This window comes from Chloroflexia bacterium SDU3-3, assembly GCA_009268125.1.
GTDB lineage: Bacteria > Chloroflexota > Chloroflexia > Chloroflexales > Roseiflexaceae > SDU3-3.
Genome location: WBOU01000013.1, coordinates 1 through 25771 on the forward strand (window position 1 = coordinate 1; position 25771 = coordinate 25771).

The 25771-nt window shown below is 65.0% G+C and carries 25 protein-coding genes and 1 pseudogene; 18 read left to right on the forward strand and 8 right to left on the reverse strand.

All coding sequences use genetic code 11. The features are described 5' to 3' along the window. The first annotated feature begins 136 nt into the window (after positions 1 to 136). From F8S13_19345 to F8S13_19385, 9 genes are all read left to right on the forward strand, one after another. Positions 137 to 544, forward strand: coding sequence for a hypothetical protein (locus F8S13_19345; GenBank protein ID KAB8141254.1), 408 nt, complete (start codon positions 137 to 139; stop codon positions 542 to 544). A 1405-nt stretch (positions 545 to 1949) separates the two neighbouring features. Further along, positions 1950 to 2825 (forward strand): hypothetical protein, encoded by an 876-nt coding sequence (locus F8S13_19350; GenBank protein KAB8141255.1) that lies wholly within the window; start codon positions 1950 to 1952, stop codon positions 2823 to 2825. Positions 2826 to 2831: 6 nt separating this feature from the next. After that, the gene (locus F8S13_19355; protein ID KAB8141256.1) at positions 2832 to 3320 is read left to right on the forward strand and encodes an isoprenylcysteine carboxylmethyltransferase family protein; all 489 of its coding nucleotides are present in this window, start codon (positions 2832 to 2834) and stop codon (positions 3318 to 3320) included. A gap of 103 nt (positions 3321 to 3423) precedes the next feature. After that, positions 3424 to 3948 (forward strand): hypothetical protein, encoded by a 525-nt coding sequence (locus F8S13_19360; protein KAB8141257.1) that lies wholly within the window; start codon positions 3424 to 3426, stop codon positions 3946 to 3948. Positions 3949 to 4134: 186 nt separating this feature from the next. Beyond that, positions 4135 to 5055: an NAD(P)H-binding protein gene (locus F8S13_19365; protein ID KAB8141398.1), complete on the forward strand. Its 921-nt coding sequence runs from the start codon at positions 4135 to 4137 to the stop codon at positions 5053 to 5055. A gap of 122 nt (positions 5056 to 5177) precedes the next feature. Next, positions 5178 to 5987, forward strand: coding sequence for a hypothetical protein (locus F8S13_19370; protein KAB8141258.1), 810 nt, complete (start codon positions 5178 to 5180; stop codon positions 5985 to 5987). Positions 5988 to 6016: 29 nt separating this feature from the next. Beyond that, on the forward strand, positions 6017 to 6553 hold the full coding sequence (locus tag F8S13_19375) for a hypothetical protein (protein KAB8141259.1): 537 nt from the start codon (positions 6017 to 6019) through the stop codon (positions 6551 to 6553). Positions 6554 to 6572: 19 nt separating this feature from the next. Beyond that, a complete protein-coding gene (locus F8S13_19380; protein ID KAB8141260.1) occupies positions 6573 to 7142 on the forward strand; it encodes a hypothetical protein in 570 nt (189 codons plus the stop codon). A 45-nt stretch (positions 7143 to 7187) separates the two neighbouring features. Continuing rightward, positions 7188 to 7703: a hypothetical protein gene (locus F8S13_19385; protein KAB8141261.1), complete on the forward strand. Its 516-nt coding sequence runs from the start codon at positions 7188 to 7190 to the stop codon at positions 7701 to 7703. Between the two features lie 104 nt (positions 7704 to 7807). Here F8S13_19385 and F8S13_19390 read toward each other — a convergent pair whose 3' ends face one another. After that, on the reverse strand, positions 7808 to 8194 hold the full coding sequence (locus F8S13_19390) for a VOC family protein (GenBank protein KAB8141262.1): 387 nt from the start codon (positions 8192 to 8194) through the stop codon (positions 7808 to 7810). Positions 8195 to 8473: 279 nt separating this feature from the next. On the opposite strand from F8S13_19390, the gene F8S13_19395 reads away from it, so the two are divergent. After that, positions 8474 to 8821, forward strand: a complete 348-nt coding sequence (locus F8S13_19395; protein KAB8141263.1) for a hypothetical protein — start codon at positions 8474 to 8476, stop codon at positions 8819 to 8821. Positions 8822 to 8881: 60 nt separating this feature from the next. Here the strand turns inward: F8S13_19395 and F8S13_19400 are convergent, their stop codons facing one another. Both F8S13_19400 and F8S13_19405 read right to left on the reverse strand, forming a co-directional pair. Then, entirely contained in the window at positions 8882 to 9556 is a 675-nt protein-coding gene (locus F8S13_19400; GenBank protein ID KAB8141264.1) for a peptidase E, read from the reverse strand. A 352-nt stretch (positions 9557 to 9908) separates the two neighbouring features. Further along, positions 9909 to 11234: pseudogene (locus tag F8S13_19405) on the reverse strand (VWA domain-containing protein). Between the two features lie 746 nt (positions 11235 to 11980). Between F8S13_19405 and F8S13_19410 the strand changes: the two are divergent. Next, positions 11981 to 13018 (forward strand): STAS domain-containing protein, encoded by a 1038-nt coding sequence (locus tag F8S13_19410; protein ID KAB8141265.1) that lies wholly within the window; start codon positions 11981 to 11983, stop codon positions 13016 to 13018. Between the two features lie 61 nt (positions 13019 to 13079). Here the strand turns inward: F8S13_19410 and F8S13_19415 are convergent, their stop codons facing one another. Next, positions 13080 to 15890 (reverse strand): DNA polymerase III subunit epsilon, encoded by a 2811-nt coding sequence (locus F8S13_19415; GenBank protein KAB8141266.1) that lies wholly within the window; start codon positions 15888 to 15890, stop codon positions 13080 to 13082. Between the two features lie 471 nt (positions 15891 to 16361). On the opposite strand from F8S13_19415, the gene F8S13_19420 reads away from it, so the two are divergent. From F8S13_19420 to F8S13_19450, 7 genes are all read left to right on the forward strand, one after another. Further along, positions 16362 to 16598: a hypothetical protein gene (locus F8S13_19420; GenBank protein ID KAB8141267.1), complete on the forward strand. Its 237-nt coding sequence runs from the start codon at positions 16362 to 16364 to the stop codon at positions 16596 to 16598. Between the two features lie 20 nt (positions 16599 to 16618). Next, positions 16619 to 17539, forward strand: a complete 921-nt coding sequence (locus F8S13_19425; protein ID KAB8141268.1) for a hypothetical protein — start codon at positions 16619 to 16621, stop codon at positions 17537 to 17539. A 12-nt stretch (positions 17540 to 17551) separates the two neighbouring features. Then, entirely contained in the window at positions 17552 to 18763 is a 1212-nt protein-coding gene (locus tag F8S13_19430; GenBank protein KAB8141269.1) for an MFS transporter, read from the forward strand. 16 nt (positions 18764 to 18779) lie between these two features. Further along, the gene (locus tag F8S13_19435) at positions 18780 to 19142 is read left to right on the forward strand and encodes a DUF2089 domain-containing protein (GenBank protein KAB8141270.1); all 363 of its coding nucleotides are present in this window, start codon (positions 18780 to 18782) and stop codon (positions 19140 to 19142) included. A 16-nt stretch (positions 19143 to 19158) separates the two neighbouring features. Next, the gene (locus tag F8S13_19440; protein ID KAB8141271.1) at positions 19159 to 19524 is read left to right on the forward strand and encodes a hypothetical protein; all 366 of its coding nucleotides are present in this window, start codon (positions 19159 to 19161) and stop codon (positions 19522 to 19524) included. A 12-nt stretch (positions 19525 to 19536) separates the two neighbouring features. After that, the gene (locus F8S13_19445; GenBank protein ID KAB8141272.1) at positions 19537 to 21264 is read left to right on the forward strand and encodes a tropomyosin; all 1728 of its coding nucleotides are present in this window, start codon (positions 19537 to 19539) and stop codon (positions 21262 to 21264) included. 182 nt (positions 21265 to 21446) lie between these two features. Continuing rightward, positions 21447 to 22172, forward strand: a complete 726-nt coding sequence (locus F8S13_19450; GenBank protein ID KAB8141273.1) for a class I SAM-dependent methyltransferase — start codon at positions 21447 to 21449, stop codon at positions 22170 to 22172. 140 nt (positions 22173 to 22312) lie between these two features. On the opposite strand, the gene F8S13_19455 is transcribed toward F8S13_19450, so the two are convergent. The 4 genes from F8S13_19455 to F8S13_19470 form a co-directional block, all read right to left on the reverse strand. Continuing rightward, positions 22313 to 23044: a PIG-L family deacetylase gene (locus F8S13_19455; GenBank protein KAB8141274.1), complete on the reverse strand. Its 732-nt coding sequence runs from the start codon at positions 23042 to 23044 to the stop codon at positions 22313 to 22315. Between the two features lie 304 nt (positions 23045 to 23348). Next, a complete protein-coding gene (locus F8S13_19460) occupies positions 23349 to 24896 on the reverse strand; it encodes a protein kinase (GenBank protein ID KAB8141275.1) in 1548 nt (515 codons plus the stop codon). Beyond that, a complete protein-coding gene (locus F8S13_19465; protein KAB8141276.1) occupies positions 24893 to 25099 on the reverse strand; it encodes a hypothetical protein in 207 nt (68 codons plus the stop codon). Before F8S13_19465 ends, F8S13_19460 begins: the two co-directional genes overlap by 4 nt. After that, on the reverse strand, positions 25060 to 25704 hold the full coding sequence (locus tag F8S13_19470) for a hypothetical protein (GenBank protein ID KAB8141277.1): 645 nt from the start codon (positions 25702 to 25704) through the stop codon (positions 25060 to 25062). The genes F8S13_19465 and F8S13_19470 overlap by 40 nt, the downstream gene beginning before the upstream one ends. Positions 25705 to 25771: the final 67 nt, after the last annotated feature.

Genomic DNA, 25771 nt, shown 5'->3' on the forward strand with positions numbered 1-25771 from the left:
ATGATGGTATGATAGCGGGGCGAGGGGGGCATAACGACTCCATAGGGTATGGTTTGGGTTGGCACGCAAAGCATACCCGTTTTGCGCGTTCTGTCCACCTCGCCACAAAAGTGACACCTGTTGAGGGGCGCGACCCGTGGCTCTGGTGGGCATCGCGGGGGCCATGGCCGCGCTGGCGCTGATGGCCACGCTTGGCCCCCAGGCCCCCTACCCGCTGATCGGCGGCGTGCTCTTCCTGATGGGCGGCTCATTCGGCTGCGTGCAGCAGCTCCCCGTGGCCGCCATGGCCAACACGCCCGCCGATCAGCACGCGGCGGTGGCCCACGGCTCCACCCTGCTGTCGGTCATCCACGCCACCGCCGCGCCGCTGGGCGTGGGCGCGCTCTCCACGCTGCTGCAGATCTTCGGCCAGCACGCGGGCGCGCTGGCCGGGTTCCACCGCAGCGCCCTGGTGGCCGCCGCCGTCGCCACAGCGGCGCTGCTGCTGATGCTGGGAGCGCCTGCCCGCCGCGCGCCGAACGTACGGGCGCAATTACCTAACTAAAAATATTCTTACCACGAAGACACGAGGTTTTTACCACCAAGACTCCAAGACTCCAAGGAGCAATAAGATCTGGGAAATAGCGGCGGGCCAGCTCCACCCACTCGGCCCATGCGGCGAAGGTGCTGCTGGTGTTTTGATGGCCATATGCACGAACACCAGCAGCCTGTTTCTCAGCACGGGAACGCCTTAAATTGGGAGTTCCAAGGGGGCGATGCCCTCACATGGTGTCACTTTCTCTGGCGGAGCATTCGGATGCGGCACATGACGAGAGAACGCGTGCCAAGCCATGCACCGCATGGAAGATTCTCGATCTCACCCACCCGGCCCATGCGGCGAAGGTGCCGCTCGTGCACACTGGCCATATGCACGAACACCAGATGCCTGATTTCGGCATAGGAATGCTCCAAATTGGGGGTTTCGAAGGGGGCAACGCCCCCTCGCGGGGTTCCGAGGGGCTGGCCCCTCGGCGCTGCCCGCGCAAGGCATCCACCCACCAAACATCGACCAATGCCATCGCTGAAGGAAAAAACGCCCAGCGCCGACGGGAAAAGTGACACCATGTGAGAGGCATCGCCCTCACATGGTGTCACTTTATCGGGTGTTCCGAGGCCGTTTTAGCGAGACGGTGCGTTGGTATTCGTTCGGCTTGGGTGCGCCTTCGTCGATAGTGGTCATTTTTGGATGGTGATGCATGCCCTATGCGGGCGGCACCACGGACTCCGCGCCCTTGGATCCCCGCGAGGGGCGTTGCCCCTTCGAACCCCAATGTTGACCGTTCCTATGCCGTTTCCCGGTAGCTGGTGTTCGTGCATATAGCCATCAAGACGTGAGCGGCACCTTCGCCGCATGGGCCGGGTGGGATGGCGCGGCGCGATCATGGGTTGAGGCGGATTGCTTGCTGGGAGCGCAACTGGTGGTGTGCATAGTCTGGCACGCATGATTGTGGGTCTTGCCGCATCCTGACGCCCTGACTAAGAACGTGACACCATGTGAGGGCCAGCCCCTGTGAACCCCGCGAGGGGCATCGCCCCTCACATGGTGTCACTTTTCAGGGCGTTCCCATACCTTTTTGGCAAAGATGCCCGTTCGGCGGCATGAGAGCCGCATTCCAATGCGCTGGATGTACGACAAGGTCGTGCAAGCCCCGGCACGCGGTTTTGTACCATGTGCCGCATCCAAAGGCCCCACTCATGAAAGTGACACCTGCTGAGGGGGCAGGCCCCTAGGCGCTGCCCGCGTAGGGCACACACCCACCAAACACGATGAACCCTTATCATCGAAGCCGCAGCCGGTCGCCCCGACCAGGCAGCCTCGCCGCTGCGCAGCCCAGCGAGCACCGAGCCGCGCGCAGCCCCGACGAGCTATGCTATAATCGCCGCGCATTCTTCCTACCATGAGAGAACCTATGACCGCCACCGCACGCGCGCTCCCGCGCACCATCGTCATCGGCTCGGCGTGGATGCTGCTGCTCACCATCATCGGCGGCATCATCGGCGGCGTCCTGCTCGGCCTCCTCGCGCAGGTCGTCTACCTCGTGTTCATCTTCCCTGTCATGCTCGGCGCAGTCTGCGGCGGCATAGTCACCCAGATGGCCCGCAAGCGGAAAGTGGCCATCGCCCCCTTCGTCATGCTGTGCGCCGTGGTCATGGCGCTGATCGCCTATATGAGTTACCACGGCACCAGCTACGCCCTATTCACCTATCAGGCCAGCGACCAGCTCGCGAAAGACTACCCCGACAGCACCCCCGAGCAGCGTGACAGGGCTATCCAGCAGTCCCTCTACGATACCACCGGCTTCAGCGGTGTGCTCGGCTTCCTGAGCCTCAGCGCCAGCAGCGGGATCACCATCGGCAGCATGGGCGGGGCGCACGGCATTATGCCGCTGGTGGGGCCATTCGTGTGGGGCTACTGGGTGGTAGAGCTGGGCATCGTGGTCACGGTCAGCGGGCTGATCGCGCGCGGCGAGAGCAAAAAGCGCTTCTGCTACACCTGCGGCGAGTGGTATCGCGGCGAGAACATCGGCACGATCAGGCGGCTGAACCAAGAGCAGATCGTACAGCTCATGCGGCTCCAGGAGTGGAAGGCGCTCGACGAGGCGATAGAGGAGACCGACGCCAGCGGCTACGACGTGTACTGCGAGGCATGCGAGTGCAGCTACGCCCCGGTGTTGCTCACCGCCACCTACATGGGCAGCGACATGCAGGGCCGCCCGCGCGTCGTCGACATCGCATCTGCCGAGGTGCCCGCCGACTTCGCGGATACCTTCCGCCTAGCGCACTAGAGGATCATGCCTATGTCAAGCTCGGCCCACAGCCGCCCGTGGCAGATCTTCGAGGTTGTCGTCGGCACCCCCATGCTGCTGGCGGCGGCGCTGCAGGCGCTGCTGCCGCTGCCCATCGGCGGGGCGCAGCACGCCCCGCCGCGCGTGGGCGCGGGCGCGGCGCTGCTGGTGGCTGGGGCGCTGCTGGTGGCCGCGACGCGCCGCCAGATGCGCGCGCTGCACCAGCCCACCGACCCTGGCCAGCCAACCACGCGGCTGGTCACAGGCGGGGTGTTCGCGTGGTCGCGCAACCCGCTGTACCTCGGCGGGTTCGCGGCGCTGGCCGGGCTGGCGCTGGCGCTGGGCGCGGCCTGGGGCCTGATCATGCTGCTGCTGGCGCTGGCCGCCGCCCACGCCCTGCTCATCCGCCCCGAGGAGCGCTACCTTGCGGCGACGTTTGGCGAGGAGTACCGCGCCTACGCGGCCAGGGTGCGCCGATGGATCGGGCGGGGCTAAGGACCATGAAAGGGCACACAAGATAATGCTCACGCAAGAGGACATCGAACAATTATACTCTTATCAGCTCTCTATTCAACCAGCAATTCTCAGAAATGAGCTAATGACAACAGTCCTCAGCTTCTATGGTATTCTAGGAGTGATATGCGACATTGAGAGCAAAAATCAAAATGCCCACCAATACCTCAATGGAGAAGATAGATCCTGCTGTAATATGATACCATCGCCACTCAAAGAATATATTGTGTGCATAGAGCCATACCGCCAGAATATTCTCGATATCTGTAATCATTGTCTAGGCGATATTATCCAAAATCGCATAGATGGCAGCGAGGTCAGCAATACAGGCCGCTCAAGCTTCCCAGATACTACTCTTATCGCATCCTGTCTCAGTGATGATCTGGAAACAGCTATCTACCGCATCGCCAATGAGCTAAACGCATGCTGGGCTATCATCAGACGCGAAACAAACGCCTTTCGAGACAGCTCGATAGATCACCTATCGCCAACTGCCCAAGAGATATTTCTTGGCACACCGGTGCTGGCCGAGCCACAAGGTCTAGAGCAGGTCGACGTATTAATACGCGGCCTGCTGATCGCCAAGCTGCGCGAGCGTGACGCAGCCTAGCCACACTCGCGTAGCCGTTCCTGCCGCCTGGGTGCAAAAAGCGTTCATATTGGCGAGAATCCTGGCCCCTACAATAGATCTATCGATTCGCCCATCACACCAACATTGGCGCATCACCAGCGTATCTGCTGCGCCAGACGAGAGGCATAGCGAAAGATAGACCCTATGAGCGCAGCACCCACCCACATGGTCACCGGGGCCTTCGGCTACTCGGGAAAATATATCGCCCAACGGCTTCTGGCCCAGGGGCGCAGCGTGGCCACCCTCACCAACTCGCCCCAGCGCGCCAACGCCTTCGGCGGCAGGGTGAAGGCCCACCCCTTCAGCTTCGAGCGCCCCGACGAGCTCGAGCGCGCACTATACGGCACCGAGGTGCTCTACAACACCTACTGGGTGCGCTTCAACCACAGCATGTTCAGCCACGCCGACGCGGTGGCCAACACGCTGGCCCTGTTCGAGGCCGCGCAGCGCGCGGGCGTGCGGCGCATCGTGCACGTCAGCATCACCAACCCCTCGCTCGAATCGCCGCTAGAGTACTTCAGCGGCAAGGCGCGGCTTGAGCAGGCCCTGGTCGAATCTGGGCTTTCCTACGCCATCCTGCGCCCCACCGTGCTGTTTGGCAAAGAGGACATCCTGATCAACAACATCGCGTGGGTGCTGCGGCATCTGCCGGTGTTCGGCGTGTTTGGCGATGGACAGTACAAAGTCCAGCCCATCGCGGTGGAGGATCTGGCCGATCTCGCGGTGGCGCAGGGCGCGGTGCAGGCGAGCGCCACCATCAACGCCATCGGGCCGGAGACCTACACCTACCGCGCCATGGTCGAGATGATCGGGCGCGGCATCGGCGCGCGCAGGCCGATGGTGGGCGTGCCCCCGGCGCTGGGGCTGCTGGTGGGGCAGGCCCTGGGCGCGCTGGTCAACGATGTCATCATCACCCGCGAGGAGATCGCCGGGCTGATGGCGGGCCTGCTGTGCGTCGACACGCCGCCCATCGGCACCACCCGCCTGAGCGCGTGGGTCGCGGCCAACGCGGCCACGCTGGGCCGCCGCTACGCCAGCGAGCTGGGCCGCCGCCGCGACCGCGCCGCTGCCTACGCCAGCAACTAGCGCGGGGTCTCGGAAGATTGGGCGCTGTGGTGAAGTTAGGAAAATGCCTCTAGAACATATTGCATGTGGGGAAGAAAACCGTATACTTCACCACAGCGCCCTTCGCCACAGCGGAAAAGCCCATGACTCAAGCTGCGATCCTCGGCTATATCAACCATCTCGAAGACCCTGCCTACCTAGCCCGCCTGCTCGACATGGCCCCGATGCCAGCGCTTGTGGAGCAGCTCGGCGCGCTGCTACGCTCGGGCGACGCCGAGCATGTCGCGGCGGCGTGCCTCATCATCCGCGACCTCACCCCCGTCGTGCCCAGGCACGAGCTGGGCAGCGCATTCCGCGCGGCCTTCGCCAGCTCGCCGCTGGTGGCCGCGCTGGAGGAGCTCGTACTCACGGGCGACCGCGCCACCCGCGCGGAAGCCATCTACACGCTAGGGAAGACTGGCTGCGTCGCCAGCGCCGCCGCGCTACGCCGCGCCTTCGACGCGCTGTACGAGGCCGACCCGCTGGTGCTGCCGCGCCTGGTGGGCGAGATCTGGTGGCTCGAAGGCCAGCACGACTGGGCGCTGATCGACACGATGGTAGCGAGCCGCAGCTACGCGACCCGCTGGGCCGCGCTTGCCGCCCTCTCCACATGGTCGGGCAATACCGCATTCCAGGCCGAAAGGCAGCGCCGCTATGCCGCCCTGCGCCAGGATGCACACCCGCTCGTGCGCGCCGAGGCCGACTTCGCCTACCAAGAGCTGCTGCTTGAGCAGCGCCTGCCCAGCCTGCCCCTGCGCGAGAGGCGAGCGCAGCGGGCCGCGCTCGAGCGCGACAGGCCGCGCATCACGTTTGCCGATATGGGGCATCGCTTCAGCGCCTACCTGCACGCGCGGCGGCAGGGTAGCTACACGCTGGAGATGCTCAGCCAGTTTCTGGATGGGAAGCTGCTGTAGGGTTATTATGACAATCAGGAGACAAGATCATGCAGCAGATCACCTCAATTTCCGCACTTGACGCATTTCTGGGCGGTATCTCGTTTGGCGTGTCGATGTACACCCGCAACATCAAATTCGACTTTTCGATCCGAGAGATCCCGCGCCATCGTTCCCCCAGCAAGACGCTGCTGCATACCTCTATGCATCTCACCCGCCCATCCATCGCGACACTCTCTACCGAGGATCAAAATCGCCAGCCAGAAACCTGGGAGGCGTTTGGCAAACGGCTAGAGTCCTGGTTCACGCGGCATGAGCAGTTTTTGCCTGTAGCACCTTACGATTCGGCAGACGACGAGGTACCCAAGCAAGGGTGGCTGCGCGCCACCGACCAGATTCTCATCGCAGCAAGCGAGGCTATCGAGGCCATCATCTCCCTCTTTGGCGAGCAGGCCGAGGTCTACATCCACCCCTTCCCGGCTGAGATCTACCACCGACACAAGATGGCCGTGTTCGAAGAGGACCGCGTGCTGATCTTTGGACGCAAGCATGCCGCACTCCTGATACTCAGGCTGGAACAAGCATAAGAGAAAGGCAGTGACATCCATGAATATCGGAGAGATACTTGGGCGGATGGCTAAGATTCAGGAAAGCATCTTCGGGCCAGCGCTGCCGAAAAAATCTATCACCTACGGCAGCCGCATCGCCATCCGCGCTTCCAATGGCAAATATGTGCAGGTCAACCACCACCAAGCGGCCCGCATCATGGCGCTCGCGAGCAATGTCCAAGAGTGGGAGATCTTCGAGATCGTTGCAGCCCACGACCCATTCTCCTACAAGCAGAAAACCATCCGCTACGGCGACCAGATCGCGCTCAGGGCGATCAGCAACAAAACCTTTGTCCGCAATATTGTTGAGCAAGATCCAACTGAGCTAGGGGCGCTCGCGCCACTGGTGAAAGAGACAGAAACCTTCAAGCTGGTAGCCGCACCGAGCATGCGGGCAACGGCAGCCCGAAAAGATGTGGACTACGGACAGCCATTTGTGCTTCAGACCGCGCAGGGCGACTACATCACCTGCGATCACGCTGCCGATGGCCGACTGCGGGCCAAGCGTAGCGCTGCAATTGGCGATACCGAGACCTTCTTCTTTATCCACCCCGATCTACCGCGATAGGGCCAGCGTTATCGATCCTTGCGCTACCACAGAAAAGGCACCGCCATGATCCTGCCCAAAGAGCGAGACCCGCGACTGATCACCATCCGCCGAGGTGGCACGCTCACCGACGAGCACCACCGGCTGCTGGCGCTGTGGGCGGCGGCGTGCGCCGAGCATGTGCTGCACCACTTCGAGGCGGCGCAGCCCGCCGACACGCGTCCCCGCCAGGCCATCGAGCACATCCGGGCCTGGGCGCGCGGCGAGATCTCCATGACCCTCGCGCGCGCGGCGGGGGGCCACGCCATGGCCGCCGCGCGGGCCTTGAGCGGGGCGGCGCGCCACGCCGCCTACGCGGCGGGCCAGGCTGGGGTGGTGGCCCACGTGGCCGCGCACGACCTTGGCGCGGCGGCCTACGCCATCCGCGCCGCCATGGCCGCCGCGCCCGCCGCCCAGGCCCAGGCCGCCGCCCTCGCCGAGTGCCGCTGGCAGCGCGCCCAGCTCCCCGAGGACATCCGCGCGCTTGTGCTCGACGACCAGCGGCGGCGCAACGCGATCTGCTGGTCGGTGTTCGAGTGCTGATCGGGTGGCATTCGCGCACACATGCACCGCTGCGGCCTCCCTACACCATAGATAAGGTGCGAGGCACTCACCAAAAAGGCAGCCGCAAGAGATACCGCCAGCGCTCACTGCCCATCCGGCGGCTGCCACAGCTCGATCCTGTTTCCCTCGGGGTCCAGCAGCCATGCAAACACGCCATACTCCGAGTCCTCCACGCGATCCTCCACCGCCACGCCCTCGGCGCGCAGCGCGGCCAGCAGCCCGCGCAGGTCGGCCACGCGGTAGTTGATCATGAACGGGGCCGCGCTGGGGCCGAACGAATCCGCGTCGGCGGGCACTAGGTTCCACGCCGTCGATCCAGCACCCGCCGGGTTGTCAGGGCCAGCCCAGGCGAAGGACGCGCCACCCCAGGCCTGCACGTCGATACCCAAGTGGGCCTTGTACCACACGCCCAAGGCCTGGGGGTCTCTGGCCTTGAAGAAAATGCCGCCGATACCGGTCACGCGCTTCATTGAATTTGCTCCTCTGAGGATAGCCGATCTATAGCATAAAGCACTATTGGCAAAATAGCGCTCCCAAAATGCCCGATTGCCCTGCAGGTCATCGAAATCACCCGCCAGCTGGCAGCCCTGAATATATTCTGCTGCTTCTAGAGCTTGCTCATCGCCAGATACGACCAGGTGGTCCAAAGTCTCGCGGACACCAGCAGAAACCAAAAACTGTATATCGAGGCCGCAGTAGGTATCAAAATTAGCCACCTTCGCCCTCCAGAGCAAGGGCACATCTTCAACATGGCCGAGCTTGGAGAGCACAAAAGCGCTCAGGCGCAGCTCGTCGGTCATACCCTCTTCTGGATCTCGATGCAGCGCGATATCGTGCTCCAAAATGTATCGGGACAGCGGGCGATCTGCCGCATCTGCCGATTTGTTCATCTCCAGGCAGATAGCGTGGCGAAGATCCAGATCTCCAGCGATCTGGCGGAGAATCTCGGCGGGCGGGAGATCGGGGCTGACTCGCCGCGACACCGCAAGACAGTCAAGCGCATGCATGTCTGTGTTAATGCTACTCCTATGCTGTTGGGCGAAAGCCAGATAGGGACTCTTTATCATAGGCGGTACTGGCATTATACCCAACGATAGCGCGCCAGGGTGTCAGGTGCAAGCAAACATATAGGTAAACGGAAAGCCCGCCGTGCCCTATCAGCGCGCGGCGGGCGCGAAGCTGCGCCAGTGCCCCTCGGAGATCACCTCGGCGACCCCATCGACCACCTTGATCGCGGTCTCGTCGTCGATGGCATAGGTGGGCAGGGGCAGGCGGGCGGCCCAGCGCTCGGCATGGGCCATGGTGTTCTCGGGCAGCATCTCGTGGTCGAGGTGCGGGAAGATCGCGAAGTCGACCAGCCCCAGCGTTGCGTCATCGCCGCCGGTGGGGGGCCGCCAGCCCACGAAGTCCTGGCCGATGCGCGGGGCCATCACCATGCTGCCCGCGCTCAGGCCCACGTAGACCAGCCCCAGCGTCGGCAGCAGCTCGGCCAGGCCCGATTGGCGCATCCAGTAGTGCAGGAACAGCGGGTCGCCGCCGTTCACCAGCAGCGCATCGGCCTGCTCCACCGCAGGCAGCCAGCGCGACCGATCGATGCTGGGCAGCGCGGTCAGCTCCAGCACGCCCATGGACTTCCAGCCCAGCTCGCACATGGGCGTGGTGGACTGGCCGCTGAGAAACTCCCAGGCGTGGGCCGGGCCGCCAGGGATGGCGTAGATGGCGGTCGGGATGCAGAGCGCATGGCACTCGGCGATCGGCTTGCCCAGCATGCCGACCAGCGCGCTGTGGATGCTGGGGTTCTTCACACCAGCCGAGGTGAGCAGCAGTTTCATGCGGTCGCTCCTTTAGGCATAGGGAGAAAATGGGCAGCGCTGGGCGTAGTTCATACGCTTTTTACGCCAGCGAAAACCGCACATATATTCTAATCGGCGTGTCAATACCACTAGCCCCACAAATGATCCACACGGGTGGATCGGGCTGACCTGATGCCCGCCCCATCGCGATGCGCCCGCATCGCAGCCTCACCCGATGCGGGCGCATCGCAGGGGCGTTCGATGAACCCATGCATGCGGCGCGGGCGGGCACGCGGCCCGCCCCTACCACAATGGTAGCATCGTTGCTGACCGGGCAACACAAGCATCGCCCACGGTCGGCCCCCGCGCCTATCCTACACAAGCGCTATCGCTAGCGCATCGCTAGGCCAGATGCGCGCTCGACGAGCTGGGCGAACTCCTGCGCGTCCGCATCGTTGGGCAGGCTGGATGCGGCCTGCCTAGCCAGCGGCAGCACGTCGGCCATGGTGTAGCCCTTGGCGCTGCCGCGCAGCTGCTCGGCGAAGCTGGCCACCGCCACGGCCAGCTGCAGCTGCGGTGCGGCCCCCTGCCAGCTGCCGCCCATGGCATCGCTGGACAGCGCCTGCGACTGCTCGCGCACCCCACCGCCCTCGGGGTCGGCGTAGCGCATATGCACCGTCAGAGCCGTGCCGCTGCCCTGCTCGGTGAGCGCCACCTCGTAGAGCGCGGTGACGCTGTGGCCTGCGCCCACCTCGCCCGCGTCCACCTGGTCGTTGCGGAAATCGGCATCGGCCACGGCGCGGTTCTCGTAGCCCAGCAGGCGGTAGCGGCTGACCACCGCCGGGTTGAACTCGACCTGCACCTTGGCGTCCTTGGCGATCACCTGGAGCGTGCCCGTCAGGTTCTCGCGAAACACGCGCTGGGCCTCGTCGATGGTGTCCACATAGGCGTAGTTGCCATCGCCATCGTCGGCTAGCTGCTCCATCAGCGTGTCGTTGTAGTCGCCTAGGCCAAACCCGACGGTTGTCAGGTACACGCCCTGCGCGGTGTAGTCCTTGATCTGCTGGCGGATGCCTTCGGGGCCGGTCACACCCACATTGGCCACGCCATCCGAGCAGAGGATCACGCGGTTGATGCCGCCGTTCAGGAAGGCACCGCTGGCCACCTGATAGCCCAGCTTGATGCCAGCCTCGGCGTTAGTCGAGCCTTCGTTGGCCAGGCTGTTGATCGCGGACATGATCGTGTCGCGGCTGGTGGCGCTGGTGGCCTCCAGCACCGTACGGGCCTGGCTGCCGTAGACCACGATCGCCACCTGATCGCCCTCGCGCAGCTCATCCACCAGCAGGCCCAGCGCCTGCTTCACCAGCGGCAGGCGGTTTGGCTGCTGCATCGAGCCGCTGACATCGATCACGAACACCAGCGAGGCGGGCTTGCGCTGGCTGGCGTCGATCACGCGGCCCTGCACGCCCACGCGCACGATCTGCGTATTGGTGCCGCCCAACGGTGATGGAACCGCATCGACCGAGATACCAAACGCGCCATCCTGCGGCTTGGGGTAGCTGTAGTCGAAGTAGTTGACGAACTCCTCGACGCGCACGGCACCTGGATGCGGTAGCTGGCCGTTGTTGAGGGCGTTGCGCGCCGACGAGTACGACGCCGTGTCCACATCCATGGCGAAGGTCGAGAGCGGATCGGCGGCGGTCTCCACAAAGGGGTTTGGGGCATCTGGCTGGGCAGGGACAGGCGTCGGGCCGTGGTCATCCTGCGGGGCGGGCGTGGGCAGCAGCGCGGCGTCGGCGGGCGCGGCGGGCGCGGCAGCCTCGGCTGCCGGGTCGGGCTTGCCCACCGGGGGCGATCCGGCCTGGGCGGGGGCCGCTTGGCCTGCCGCCTGCGGGGCGGGCGGCGCGACATTCGAGACCGGGGCGGATGGGGCGGGTGCCCCGCCGCACGCGCCGAGCAACACGGCGCAGAGCAGCATGGGCGTGTGGCGTTCCACAAACCGTCGCATGGGAGTCTCCTTTTTGGTTATTGGTCCACCATGCCTGGGAAATCTGGCGCAAATGACCAAGGGACATCCGCGCTGCCCTATAGACGGCTACCCGCACAAATAGGTTCCCACGAACGACACAGCTCATGCAGCCAGTTTCACCGCAGGGCCGCAGAGTTCGCGACAGAGCGCCGATTCTTTTACCACCAAAAACTCCAAGGAAAGAAGGGAGCCAAGAACCACGAAGGCTCGAAGACCCCAAAAAGATACAAACCTTCGCGTCTTCGCATCTGCGTAGTAAAGAAGCTTCGGTGAATCAAGCATGCAGCGGCCCTGGACTGTGACTGCAGGCAGCAGCGCTGCTTGCCAAGATCGTGTATGATACCAAGCAGGCGTCGAGCTATGTTCCCCACAACCCTGACGGCGGCGCACGCACTGCGACAGATCCTCGCTACCCATGCTGATGGAGAAGGCCGATGGCTCGTAACACCAGGCACACCAGCATCACCAAACGACAGGCGATCCTCACCCTATTCACCTTGCTGTTCGCCGCCACCACCATGTTCTTCCTGATCACTCTAATCTTCCCCAACGACAGGATCGCGCTGGCGATCGTGGGCGTGACGTGGATTATCGTCGCCAGCCTGTTTGCGAGCTACTACCGCGGCTGGGATACGGCGCGCTTTCTGGTACCACCGGCGATTGTCATTGCCTTCAGCATGACCGATAGCGCTCCCTATACGCTTGAGAATCTGATCGTGCCGATCTCGCTCATCCCCATCCTCACGCTGATCTTCGCCAACTGGATCTGGACCGTCGGCATTGTGGTCACGCTTTTCGCCATCATGGTTGTGCGCGGCGGCGGCGCACCGATCGCCGAGGGGGTACTTAGCATACCGATGTATGCCGCTCAGCTTGGGCTGGTGGCGCTGGTCTGGCACCTCTCTAGCGCACACGCGCGGCAGGCCGAGCAGAGCGCGCTGCTGGCCGACGAGGCCCGCCAGCAGGCCGAGCACGAGCGGCAGCAGGCCGAGCAGCACCGCGACGATCTGACCAGGCAGAATCAAGAGCAGCAGCGCCTGATCCAGCTGATCGACGAGCTGGAGACCCCGGCCATAGCGGTGGCCGAGGGCGTGCTGATCGCCCCGCTGGTGGGCAATATCGACTCGCGGCGCGGCCAGCAGATCACCAAACATCTGCTGGATGAGGTCTACCGCCAGCAGATCGAGCTGGTGATCCTCGACATCACCGGCGTGCGCGCCATGGACACCATCGTCACCCGCCATCTGGTGCAGACCAGCCAGTCGCTGCAGCTGCTGGGCTGCCAGGTGATCCTCAGCGGGATCTCGACCGAGCTGGCCATATCGATCACGCAGATGGGCATTGAACTCAATCAGCGCATCCAGACCGCGCGCACACCCAAGGCTGCGCTGGAGCAATTTTTTCAGCAGAAGGATGCGACCGACGAGCTGGGTGGCAACGCGATCATCGCGCGGCTGTTCCAGCAGAGCTAGCCACAACGCACCGCCCCCGCCCAGATCTGGGCGGGGGCGGTGCGTTGTGGTGCAGCGCAGGCTAGCTGCGGTTCAGGAAGCGCGCGGCCAGCGCGGGCAGCTGGGCGGCGGGGCCAGAGCGCACCAGGGCCTCGGGCAGCGAGTCGAGGAAGAGCTGGCCGTAGCGCTTGGAGAGCAGGCGCTTGTCGAGCACGGCCACGATGCCACGGTCATCCTTCGAGCGGATGAGGCGGCCAAAGCCCTGCTTGAAGCGCAGGATGGCCATAGGCACCGACAGCTCGTTGAACGAGTCGGTGTACAGCTCGGAGCGGGCCGCGAAGATCGGGTCGTTGGGCACGGGGAAGGGCAGCTTGGCGATCAGCAGCACCGAAAGCGCATCGCCCACCACATCCACACCCTCCCAGAACGAGGTGGTGCCCAGCAGCACGCTCTGCGGGAATTCCTTGAAGCGGTGGATGAGCGAGCGGCGCGAGCCATCGATACCCTGGCCCAGCACTGTGATCCCGCGCTCCTCCAGCGGCTCCTGGATGGCGCGGTAGGTCTGCTTCAGCGCGCTGGAGGCGGTGAAAAGCACCAGGGCGCGCCCGTTGGAGGCGGTGCAGATACTGACGATGGCCTGCTCCAGCGCGCGCTGGTAGCCCGGGTGGTTCGGCTCGGGCATGTCGTTGGGCAGGTAGACGAGGGCCTGCTTGGTGTAGTCGAAGGGCGACTCAAGCTGGAGCGCGTCCGGCTCCTCGACGCCCAGTCGGTCGCGGATGAAGTCGAACTGGCCATCGACCGACATGGTGGCCGAGGCCAGCACAGATGTGGCCTTGAGGGCAAACAGGTTGGCCTGCAGCAGCTCGGCCACCGAGAGCGGGGCGGCGCGCAGCTCCAGGGTGTCGCGCATGCGGTCGTAGGTGAGCCATGTCACCAGCTTCTCCTCGCCGCCCACGATGATCGCGCCAACGTTCACGCGCACGTCGGTCACATAGCGGCGCAGGCTCTGCACCCGCAGCGCCAGGGTCTCGTAGTCGGGGATGCCCGCATCCTTCAGGTTGCCCACCAGCGCCTCCAGCTTGCCCAGAGCGTTGCTGATCTCCTGCAGCTGCAGCGACAGATTGCCCCAGGCCATCTCGATCTCGGCCCAGGCGGGGTGCTGGCGCTCCTTGGGTGTCAGGCGCAGGCGCGGATCGTAGCTGGTGCTCTCGGCCTCCTCGTTCATAAAGATCGAGAGGCGGTTGAAGCAGTCGTAGACGCTGGCGCGGGCCTTGGTGACGGTGGGGCCAAGCGTGCGAGCGATCTCGCTGGCGGTGTCCATGTCGCCCTGGGTGGTCGCGCCCTCGCGCAGGCGGCTGGGCAGCTCGGCGAACAGGCCGCTGGAGATAGCCGCGCCGCCCTCGGCGAACAGGCTATCGAGGAAATCGAGCAGCCCGGACTGATCGACCGCGAAGCCGAGCTGATCGGTGGCCACATCCTCAAGATTGTGGGCCTCGTCGATCACTAGGTGGTCGTAGGGCGGCAGCACGTTGGCCTCGGTGGCCAGGTCGGCCAGCATCAGGGCGTGGTTGGCCACCACCACGTGGGCGGCCTCGGCCTCGCGGCGGGCCTTGAAGAAGAAGCACTCGCGGAAGAAGGCGCAGCTGGGGCCGACGCAGGTCTCGGGCGTGGTGTTGATCTTCGACCACGCGCCCGACTCGCGCTCGGTCAGCAGGATCTCGGCCTTGTCGCCGCTGGTGGTGGTGGGGATCCACAGCTGCACCTTCAGCAGCGCTTTTATGTCATCTTCGGTGGCGCGGGCGTCGCGGCGCAGGTCGTGGTAGCGCTTGAGGCAGAGGTAGTTGCTGCGGCCCTTGAGCAGCGCGGCCTTGAACGGCACCTGAACCTCGTCATCCTCGGCCATAATTCGCTGGAGATCGGGGATATCTTTAAAAAATAGCTGATCCTGCAGGTTGATCGTGTTGGTAGACACCACCACGCGCTCGCCGCGCTGGGCCGCCCACATCACCGAGGGCACCAGGTAGGCCATAGACTTGCCGGTGCCGGTGCCGGCCTCGACCATCAGCGGGATGCTGGTGTTGAAGGCGTTGCCCACGGCCTCGGCCATGTGCACCTGGGGGGCGCGCTGCTCGTAGCCAGCGAAGGCGCGGCCCATCGGCCCATCGGGCGCGAAGAAGCGGCGCACGCGGTCGAGGTCGAGCGGCTCCTCATTGCCGGTGGGCTTGAGCGGCACCGGCTCCTTGGCGGGCTTGGGGTCGTCGCCCGGCTTAGCCGAGGCCCCCTCTTCGAGCAGAAAGCGCTTGGCCTTCTCGCGCTGGGCCTCCTCGAACAGGTCGCGCAGCGGCCACTGGATCTTGGCGGTGAGCTGCGTGATCTGGGTCAGCTCGTCGAGCGAGAGCGCATTGATCCGCCTGAGCATGTGCAGAAAAACTTGGCGCGTGGCGTCCGAGTCGGACAGGGCGCGATGGGCGTCCTCGTGGGTGATGCCGAGCGCGGCGGAGAGCGCGCTGAGGCGGTAGGCCGGGGCGTGCGGCATCAGCAGCGTGGCGAGGTCGAACGTGTCGTAGGATGTCTGCGGCAGGCGCATGCCGTGGGCCTGCAGCATACGGATGTCGAAGCCGATGGAGTGGCCAACGATCGGGTAGCTCTTCAGAAAGCGCACCAGATCTGGCCCGATCTGGGCGAAGCGCGGCGCATCCTCCAGATCGGCATCGCTGATACCGGTGAGGCGGGTGATCTTCAGCGGCAGCGAGTGGTGGGGTTTCACCAGTTGCTGATACGTCTCAAGCACCTCGTCGCCGTTGAATTTGACGGCGGCAACTTCAATAATCTCGTCGTTGGCCGGGTCGAGGCCGGTGGTCTCGACATCCAGCGCTACATATATGCGGTCCATTCGCCACCTTCGCTCACCTGTTTCAAATTGCTGCATTATACCTGATTTTGCCTGGTAGCGACCTCCTACCACGGCCCGGCTCGGGGCCGATGCGTTCTCATTCGGCAGCACGTTTTTACCACCAAGACGCCAAGCGACCCAGCAACCCAAGGGCGCGATTCGCCACCAAGCCCCGAAGGCGCGAAGAGAAGAAAAGCGTAGGGACACGGCATAGCAGCCACACGTCATCGCTTATGGGGGCCAGGGCGGCACGCACAGCAGATTATCAGGCGCGACACGACAACGCGGTGCCAAAAATCACCATCCGGTTGCAGTTTTTGGCAGCCGCCCCCCATGAGTAACTCATTCTCAAGAAGTATTCTACAAATAGATTGCATAAAATCTCAAAATTACCTATTGACATTCTACAAATATGCTATATTATCACATCAGGTTAGCAATTATCTGCAAATCACTTGAGAGGAAGCAGTGATGTTCACATCTGACAGCGAGGATCTCGGGCACGCGCAGCGCAAGCAACACGAGCTGCTGGCAGAGGCGCAGCATCAGCAGCTGGCTCAGCAGCTTGCAGGGCCGACCATGGGCGAGCGCGCCACCACGGCGCTGGGGCGCGGCTGCGTCAGCATCGGCAGGTGGCTGATCGAGCAGAGCAGGCGTCGGCGGCAGCGCTCCCTTCCCACCCAGAACTACACGAGCCACTCGCTTTAAGCACACAAGGAGCTGGATCTATGGAAACATACACTCTCACCAAGACGGCTGGCGATATCTTCATCGACGGCAGCAAGGGTCGGCTGAGCATCGTGGCCGACGACGTGCAGCAGGCTCAGATCAGCGGCGCTGCCGACCTGCCCGCCCCCAGCGCCGATGGCAGCATCCGCCTGAGCGGCGTGCAGGGCGAGCTGGTGCTGCGCGTGCCCTACGGCGCCAGCGTGACCGTGACGCGCCACCAGGGCGATGTGCGCGTCGAGCGCATACACACGCTGCGCGGCCACGACATCCACGGCACGCTGCGGGCCAGCGGCATCGAGCGGCTGGTGATCGAGCGCGATGCAGAGCAGGTGTCGCTGCTGCGCAGGCTCATCGAGCATGTCGACCGCAGCATCCGGATCGCGGATGTGGCCACGGCGGAGCTAGAGTGCGTCTACGGCAGCCTGCAGATCGACCGGGCGGGCGAGGTGCGCGGCGGCGATGTAGGCGGCGGGGCCGAGATCAGCGCGGTGCGCGGCAGCCTGGAGCTGCGGAATATCGGCGGCGGCTGCGAGCTGGCCGACTGCGGCGGCGATGTGCAGATCAAGAACGTCGGCGGGGCGCTGCGGGCGCAGGGTATCGCGGGCCGGCTGAAGGTCGGCGCGATCGGCGGGTCGGCCACGGTCAGCGGCTGCGGCGGGCTGCAGGCGCTGGGCAATGTGGGCGGCAACCTGGATCTGCACGAGGCCCCGCTGGCCTTCGACGGCTCGCTGCGGATGGCGGTGGGCGGCAGCGCGCACATCCCGCACCCGCAGGATGCCTTCACGCTGCACGCGATCGTGGGCGGGCAGATCCGGGGGGCTACGCTCAGCGGCGGCGAGAAGCACCAGATCGCCTGCGGGAATGGCCGCAGCCAGCTGTCGCTCACCGTGGGCGGCAATCTGACGCTCACCGAAGGCTAAGGAGGGCCAACCGTGACCACATCCACCCTGCTGCGCTCGCTGCGCTACCGCTCGTTCACCCTGCTGTGGCTGGGGCAGACCATCTCGCACCTAGGCGACAGCCTGTACAGCGTGGCCCTGGCCTGGTGGGTGCTAGAGCAAACCGGCTCGGCGCTGGCCATGGGCGCGGTGCTGGTGTGCACCTACGCGCCCATGGTGCTGTTCACGCTGGTGGGCGGGGTGCTGGCCGACCGGCTGCCCCGCCTGCAGGTGATGGTCTTCTCGGACATGCTGAGCGGGCTGGTGGTGACGATCGTGGCGCTGCTGGCCATGTCGGGGAATCTGGCGCTGTGGCATGTGTATGTGGCCAGCACGCTGTTTGGCTTCTTCAGCGCCTTCTTCGAGCCAGCCTACCAGGCCGCTATCCCCGACATCACGCCGCGCGATGCGCTGGCCAGCGCCAACTCGCTCACCAGCCTGAGCCGCCAGCTGATCGGCATCGGCGGGCCTGCGCTGGCGGCGGCGCTGGTGGCGGTGGGCGGCACATCAATCGCGTTCACGCTCAACGCGCTCTCGTTCTTCCTCTCGGCGGCGCTGGTGGCCCCGCTGCCCGCCGCGCCCAGCGCCCAGCCCACAGGGCGCGGCATGCTGGGCGGGCTAGCCGAGGGCCTGCGCGCCGTGCTGGCCCAGCCGTGGCTGTGGGTCACGATCGGGCTGTTCTCGCTGGTCAACCTGACCGCGCTGGCCCCGGTATCGGTGGCGCTGCCCTTCTTGGTGCACGAGCAGTTTGGCGACCGCGTGGGCCTGCTAGGGCTGCTGCTCTCGGCCTCGGCGGCGGGCGCGGTGGCGATGGCGCTGTGGCTGGGCCAGGCGCGCGCGCTACGCCGCAGGGGGCCGCTAGCCTACGGGGCAACCTTGGTGGCGGGCCTGGCGCTGGCGGCCATGGGTCTGGGGCTAGACGCGGCGGGGCTGGCGCTGGCGCTGTTCACCCAGGGCGCGATGCTCAGCATCTTTGGCCTGATCTGGACGCGCACCCTCCAGGAGCTGGTGCCGCGCGAGCTGCTTGGCCGCGTGGTCAGCATCGATATGCTCGGGTCGTTTCTGCTGCTGCCGCTGGGCTTCGCGCTGGTCGGCTGGCTGGTGGACCGCGTGGGCGCAAGCAATGTGTTTCTGCTGGGCGGTGCGTCAACCGCCGCCCTGATGATCATCGGCCTTCTTCACCCAGCCGTTCGTCGGCTGGACTAGCACAGCGAGGTATGCTATGAACTCAATCCTAACCAAATGCCCCGTATGCAGCCACCCACTGCACGTCGAGCGCTTCGGCTGCGCCGAGTGCGACACCCATATCGACGGCCAGTTCTCGCTCGGCTGGATCGGCAGGCTCAGCCGCGAGCAGCTGGAATTTGTCGAGCTGCTGGTCAAAAATCGCGGCAACATCAACAGCGTGGCCACCGATATCAAGGTCTCGTACAACACCGCCCGCAGCCGCCTGGATGACGTGGTGGAGGCGATGGGCTACGGCGCGCCGCCCGAGGAACAGCGGGCCGACCGCCGCGCGGTGCTGGACCGCCTGGCCTCAAAAGAGATCTCCGTCGAGGAGGCCATGAAGCTGCTGCGCGGCTAGCAGCGAGGAGGCGGCCATGACCCAGTCGGAAGAGCGGCTGCGCGTGCTGCGCATGATCGAGAACGGGCAGATGCGGGCCGAGGAGGGCGCGCGCCTGCTGGATGCGCTGGCCGAGCCGCGCGATACCCCGCGCAGCCGCCAGCAGGCCCGCACGCTGCGGGTGCGCGTGAGCGACCTGGGCAGCGGGCGGCAGAAGCTGAACGTGACCGTGCCGGTCTCGCTGATCGGCGTGGGCGTGAAGCTGGGGGCTAGGCTGCTGCCACGCAGCAGCACCAGCACGATCGAAGAGCTGCAGCACATGATCGAATCGGGCACGAGCGGGCGGATCTACGAGATGCAGGATATCGAGCAGGGCGAGCGGATCGAAATCTTTGTAGAGTAGGAGAACCAAACGATGGCAACACTGTCTTTTCCCGTGGGGGAGACCCCGCGCCTAGTGCTGGCCAACTGCGCCAGCGATATTTCGGTGAAGGTCCACGACGAGCGCAGCATCGTGCTGAAGCTGGACAGCGACGATAGCGCCGAGCAGCAGGGCGACGATGTGGTGGTGAGCCGCGCCAGCGATGACCTGACCGCGCTGGTGCCGCACGACACCCAGGTGGTCATCCGGAACGCCCACAGCGATGTGAATATTATGGGCGTGGATGGCGGCATCTGGGTGGATCTGGCCCAGAGCGACCTGGTGCTACGCGATGTAGGTGTGGTGCAGATCGAGGGCCAGGTCGGCGGCGACGCCCACGTCCTCCGCGCCGCTGAGCTCATGGCCAAGCACGTGCGTGGCGACATCCAGATCGCCCACATTGGCACGGTGTCGGTCGGCACCGTGGATGGCGACTGCCACATCACCGATGTGGCCGGGCGCGTCACATGGGGCCATGTGCGCGGCGACCTTGAGATCGGCGGCAGAGGCCAGGATGTGGCGGTGGTGGGGTCTAGCGTCGGCGGCGACTGCGAGATCCACGAGGTCGTCAGCATCGAGCTGTCCGACATCGGCGGCGACGCCAAGCTGCGCGCTCAGAGCGACATTCGCCTGGGCAGCGTGGGCGGCGACCTGGATGCGCGCACCGCCCAGGGCGAGATCGCGGCGGGCAGCGTGGGCGGCGACGCCCAGATCATGTCGGGCACTGGCGCGGTGCGGGTGGCCAGCATTGGCGGCGACCTAGATATGGAGACCACCTTCGCCGCCAGCTCGCTGGCCCAGCTGGTGGTGAGCGGCGACGTCTCGCTCGACCTGCGCGACGGCTCGGATGTGACGGTGCGCGCCACGGTGGGCGGCGAGGTCCACGGGCGAAAGATCGCCACCACCAGCGAGGGTGAGCTGATCACGGCAACCTATGGCGAGGGGATCGGCAAGCTGGACCTGATGGTGGGCGGCGATCTGGACCTGGACGGCAAGGCCCCGCGCAGCAGCAGCTCGGGGTGGGGCGCGTGGGCCGACTTTGGCCGCGAGATGGGCCAGCTGGGCGCGGTGCTAGGCCGCGACCTGGGGCGCATGGGGGCCGAGCTGGGCCGCGACCTAGGCCGCGTGCTCAGCAACCAGAGCGCCCAGTGGGCCGACCGCGCCGCCGAGCAGGCCGAGCAGGTCTCGGCCCGCATCCAGGAGCGCCTGCGCAGCGCCGAGGATGAGATCAAGCGCAGCATGGACCGCGCCGCACGCGAGGCTGAGCGCACCGCACGCGAGAGCGAGCGCGCCGCGCGGGTGACGGTTCGCATGGGCGACCGCGAGTGGCGCTTCGACGAAGAGCGGCTGGAGCGCCTGAAACAGCAGGCCCAGGATGCCGCCGAGAGCGGCATCGCCAGCGCGGTGGAGGCGGTAGACCGCGCGATCGCAGGGATGGGTATGCCCAGGCCACCTGCGCCACCTGCGCCACCTGCGCCACCTGCGGCCCACGCTGCACCGCCTGCGCCACCTGCGCCGCCCACTGCACCGCCCGCGCCCGAGGCTGCGCAGGCCCCTATGACCGGCGTGACCATGCGGATCGACCGCGCCGAGCCTGCCGAGCCTGCCGAGCCTGCCGCCCCGCGCGACATCGAGGCCGAGCGAGCCGCCATCCTGCGCATGATCGCCGAGGGCCGCATCTCGCCCGAGGAGGGCGACCTGCTCCTAGAGGCGCTGGGCTAGCACACCCCCACCACATAAGCAAAAGAAATCGGCAGATGCTATAGCATCTGCCGATTTCTTTTCCCACCTCAACCAAATCATACATATATCATTTGCAAATACATGAGGAAAGCACCATAATAGATGCACGCTCAGTAAAAGTATTTCCACCTAAGGAATATCTATATCACAAAGTATAAAATATGAGCACACTCAGCAAAACTCTCATATCATCTTACTATGATTCTTTCGCCAGAGAGTATCACCATGCTCGATTAAATCAGACAAAAGTGATCAACGAGCATATAGAGATGCCTGCTATGCTGAGTATGATTGGGGATATCCAGGGTCGCACCATCCTTGATATTGGTTGCGGCTCCGGCATCTACACAAAAATTCTCGCATCTCATGACGCACATGTCACCGCTCTAGATATCAGCCATTCTATGATAGAGATCGCAAAAGATTATTGCCAAGGGCTAGATATATCGCTTATTCACACGAGCTTTGAAGAGTATATCGCTGAGCAAATGAGCTTTGATATCATCATCGCCTCGTTTATGCTTGGATACTTCCAAGATCTCGCAGGATCTTTCAGAAAAATTCGCTCGCTGCTTAAACCTGGCGGCTTCAGCATCATATCCGGCCTACACCCGATCAAAACGAGCCGGTCTAAAATAAGCGAGTTTCCCGTCGTAGACGACTATTTCTCAGAGGGCTACTATTTCTCGGAGATCGTAAAAGATCAGCCGAAGATGCCATTACTGCGGAGAACCATCCAGGACATCTGCAATGCCGCTATTGAGAGCGGTCTATCTATCGAGAAGATCCTTGAGCCTACGCCAGCACAGCGCGAGGGGCTGCCGAACGAACTCGAGTATCTTTTTCACACGCCGACCATCATCGCGCTCAAGCTCGCGCGCACCTGACGGTATGACCCAGCTGTGTGGCGCATACCGAAGGCCTACGTCGAATATCATGCACGTCTTGCATAGGCGCGCATGCCATCCCACGTAGGCCCAGGCTCCCGGCAGGCGGCCCGATCCGCCCGGCCCATATGCGTGGCCGCCTAGTTGGTGGTGCGGTGGAACAGCTCGGCCAGCTCCATGCCATTGGCCGCACCCAGCGTGGCGGCACGGCTGCGCATGCGGTCCTCCAGCTCGGCGCTCATACCCACCTGGCTGGCGTGCGCCCGCAGCGCGTCCATCTTAGTGGCGAAGGTCGCCGTAATATCGACCGCGTAGTTATCGCTGGGCGTGCCCATCACCAGGATCTCGCGCACGCGGTGGGGCAGCAGGCCCTCGGCCAGCAGCTCGGGGAAGTCCCACGGGTTCTGCGAGGCCGGGTAGATCGCCGCCAGAGTGGCGGTGCCTGCGGCCAGGTGATCGGGGTGATAGCGCCCGATCATCAGCTGGGGCTGCCACGAGCGCTCGGGCGACTGGCAGACCACCCGCGTGGGGCGGTAGCGCCGCAGCAGAGCCACCAGCTGCTTGCGCAGCTCGATGGTGGGCTGGAGCAGCCCGTCGGGGTAGTCCAAAAATACCACATCGGACACGCCCAGGATATCGGCAGCGGCCCGCTGCTCGGCCTTGCGCGTGGCGGTGATCGTGGCCCGCGCCTCGGGGCCGCACTCAGTCGCGCCATCGCCGCCGCCCGCCGAGGCGTCGGTGCACACCACGTAGTGCACCGTCCAGCCCTCGCGCACCCACGCGGCCACCGCACCGCCGCAGCCAAACTCGGCATCGTCGGGGTGGGCCATCACCACCATCGCCACCCGCTCGCTCTGTTCTTGCTCGCTCATGTCTTCCTCTGAACAATAAGAAAAGGGCCATCACGACCCTTCTGGCGTCCTCGCTTCTCTTTTGACAGTCGTATTATACCGCTGTTTTCGCCGCGATAGTGACCGTGCAGCCCAGCACCGACCTGCCGGGATCGGACTGCCGTATTCGACAGGGAATGAGCGGGTAGGCGACATCAAGAAGCCATCCCTGAAATGGCGAAAAGAAGCGCCAAAGAGACAAGCATAAGCAAAAGGCGCATAGGCATCCGGAGCTTGCCAGAGCGCCGCAGGGCAGGTGCGCCGCACACCTGCCCCGCCCCACGCGCTAGCGCCGCACGCCCACGCGGCACAGCGCCAGCGTCTCGTTCCCAGCGCGCAGCACCACCTCGCCCTTTGTGCGGCGCGCGCCGGGCACCGCGTGGAGCTGGATGCGCACCTGCTTGCCCGCAGGCAGCGAGAGCCGATCCACGCTCGCTGTCATCCAGGGCGGCAGATCAAGCGTGGCCTCCACGTAACGGCTGCCGGTATTCGCCACCGCCAGCGTCTCGGGCGCGGCGCTGGGCGTGCGGGAGAACGCCAGCGCCCTGCTGGAGAAGATCACCTGCGGGCGGGCCATGCCGTAGCCAGCCGGGTCGAGCAGCGCCAGCGCCGCATCCAGCGCAAGGCGCAGCGAGGGCGCGCTGGCCAGCGCATCGCGCACCTGCTGGGCGCGCTTCATGCCACGCCAGCGCTCAATATCCACCGGCAGCGCGCCCGCCATCCACTCCACCGCCGACTCCCAGTGGGCGCGGCACCACGCCACCAGCTCGGCCTCGTCCTCGATCCGCTGGCCGTCTGGCGTCACCAGCGCGGTACCGCCCAGGCCCAATTGGCTCTCCAGCTGGGCGCGGAACAGCGCCGCCGACGGGCGCTGCTCCACCTCTTTCTGAAGCGCCTGGGCCAGCACATCGCCAAACGGGCCAAGCTCGCCCAGCTGCGGGAACTGGAAGGGGTGCTGGCTGGGGTCGTCATCGGTGGCCAGGTGGTAGAGCGTGGCGGCCAGCGAGAAGATGTCGCTGCGCGGCTCGCTGAGGCCCTGGTACTGCTCGGGCGGCGAGTAGCCGGGGGTGCCGAAGCTCTCGGCCTGCTGCGCGCGCTGGGGGTCGTACAGCTTGGCATTGCCGAAGTCGATCAGGAACACATCGTGGCTGCTGCGGTCGAGCACCAGGTTGGATGGCTTGATGTCCTGGTGGATGATGGCCATGGGCCTGCGGCTGTGCAGCTGCTCAAGCGTGCGGGCGATCGCCGCACCCCAGCGCAGCGTGTCGGTCAGCGGGTAGCGGCTGCCCGCGCGGCGCTGGCCGTGCTCGTCATCCTGGCTCAGCGCCTCGTGCAGGTTGGGCCCGTCGATATACTCCATGGCCAGAAAGCGCTGGACGCCGTGGGTGAAGTAGGCGTAGATGCGCGGCAGATTGCGCTGCTGGATGGATGCCAGCAGCCAGCCCTCGGTGCGCAGGCGGTCCTCGGTGTCGGCGGCGTCGTCCTCCAGCGTGTGGACCTTCAGCACCACCAGCCGGTCGAAGGCCAGCCGGTCGGCGGCGAGGTAGATCGCGCCCATCCCGCCGCGCGCCAGCAGCCGCCGGACGATGTACTGGCCGTGGTGCAGCGTCTCGCCGGGGTTCAGATCCACGCCCACCAGCTTTGCGCCGCAGGCGCTGCAGACCCTGGCCCCCGGGCGCTGCTCTGCCGAGCAGCGCGGGCACAGCAGCAGGTCGCCCGAGTCGGGCGGCGGGCCTGCGGGGGCGCTGCCGAACACATAGCCGCAGCCGGGGCAGTAGGCCTCGCCAGCGGCGGCGGGAAGGTAGCAGATCGGGCACGTATGCGTCATGGTCATTCTTCCACACCCTGCTTCATCACTACCAGCGCGGTGGCCAGCCCGCCTTCCAGCGGCGCGAGCGCCACCGTGTAGCCCCGCGACTCAAACTCGTATGCCAGCGGCCCCAGCCCCACGCTCTCGCGCATGTAGCGGTGCAGCGCCAGGTAGAGCGCCGGGCACTTCAGAAAGAGCCGCGCCACCAGCGGCACCGTAGACCGCATATACCATAGATACGCCCAGCCGCGCGCATGCCGGGCCGCAGATCCAGCCGGGCCAGCAGCGCGCCCCGCCAGCGCGCCAGCATACCCAGCCCCGCCAGGTACTCCATCCGATCAGCAATCTCCGGGGCCATGTCGAACAGCGCACGACGACCCTCAGGCAGATAGGAATCCAGTATATCGGGCGCAGAGCGGTCATAGGGTATCTCGACCACGCCCACGTTGCGGATGGCGCTGGCCGAGATGCGCTGTGTGGCCCAGAGCATGTAGAACATCGTGGGGCTAAACGTGCTCTGCAAAAAAGAGAGGAGTTCAAAAAAACTGATCGGGGAGCTGAGAACGCTGAAGATTGGCATGATCAGCGGGATGAAGAACATCGCCGCCTGATACAGGCGCGGCGAGCGCATCGGGTAGAAGATATGGAAGGTGAGCAGCGCGGCGACAAGCCCCAGTACCACGCCGCCGATCACGCCGCCGATGGTGAAGAGCACCAGATAGCCAAAATCCAAAAAACTAAGCCTGTCGGCAAAAAGCAGCGCAACACTATAGGAGAAAACGCCGCCGACCGCACCATACGCCACGCTCTGTCGAAGGATCTGCCAGAACACCTGCTGGGGAGTCACCTTCGGGAAGGGCAGGGCGAGCGTCGCGGGATCGGCTATCGCGGTTGGGGCG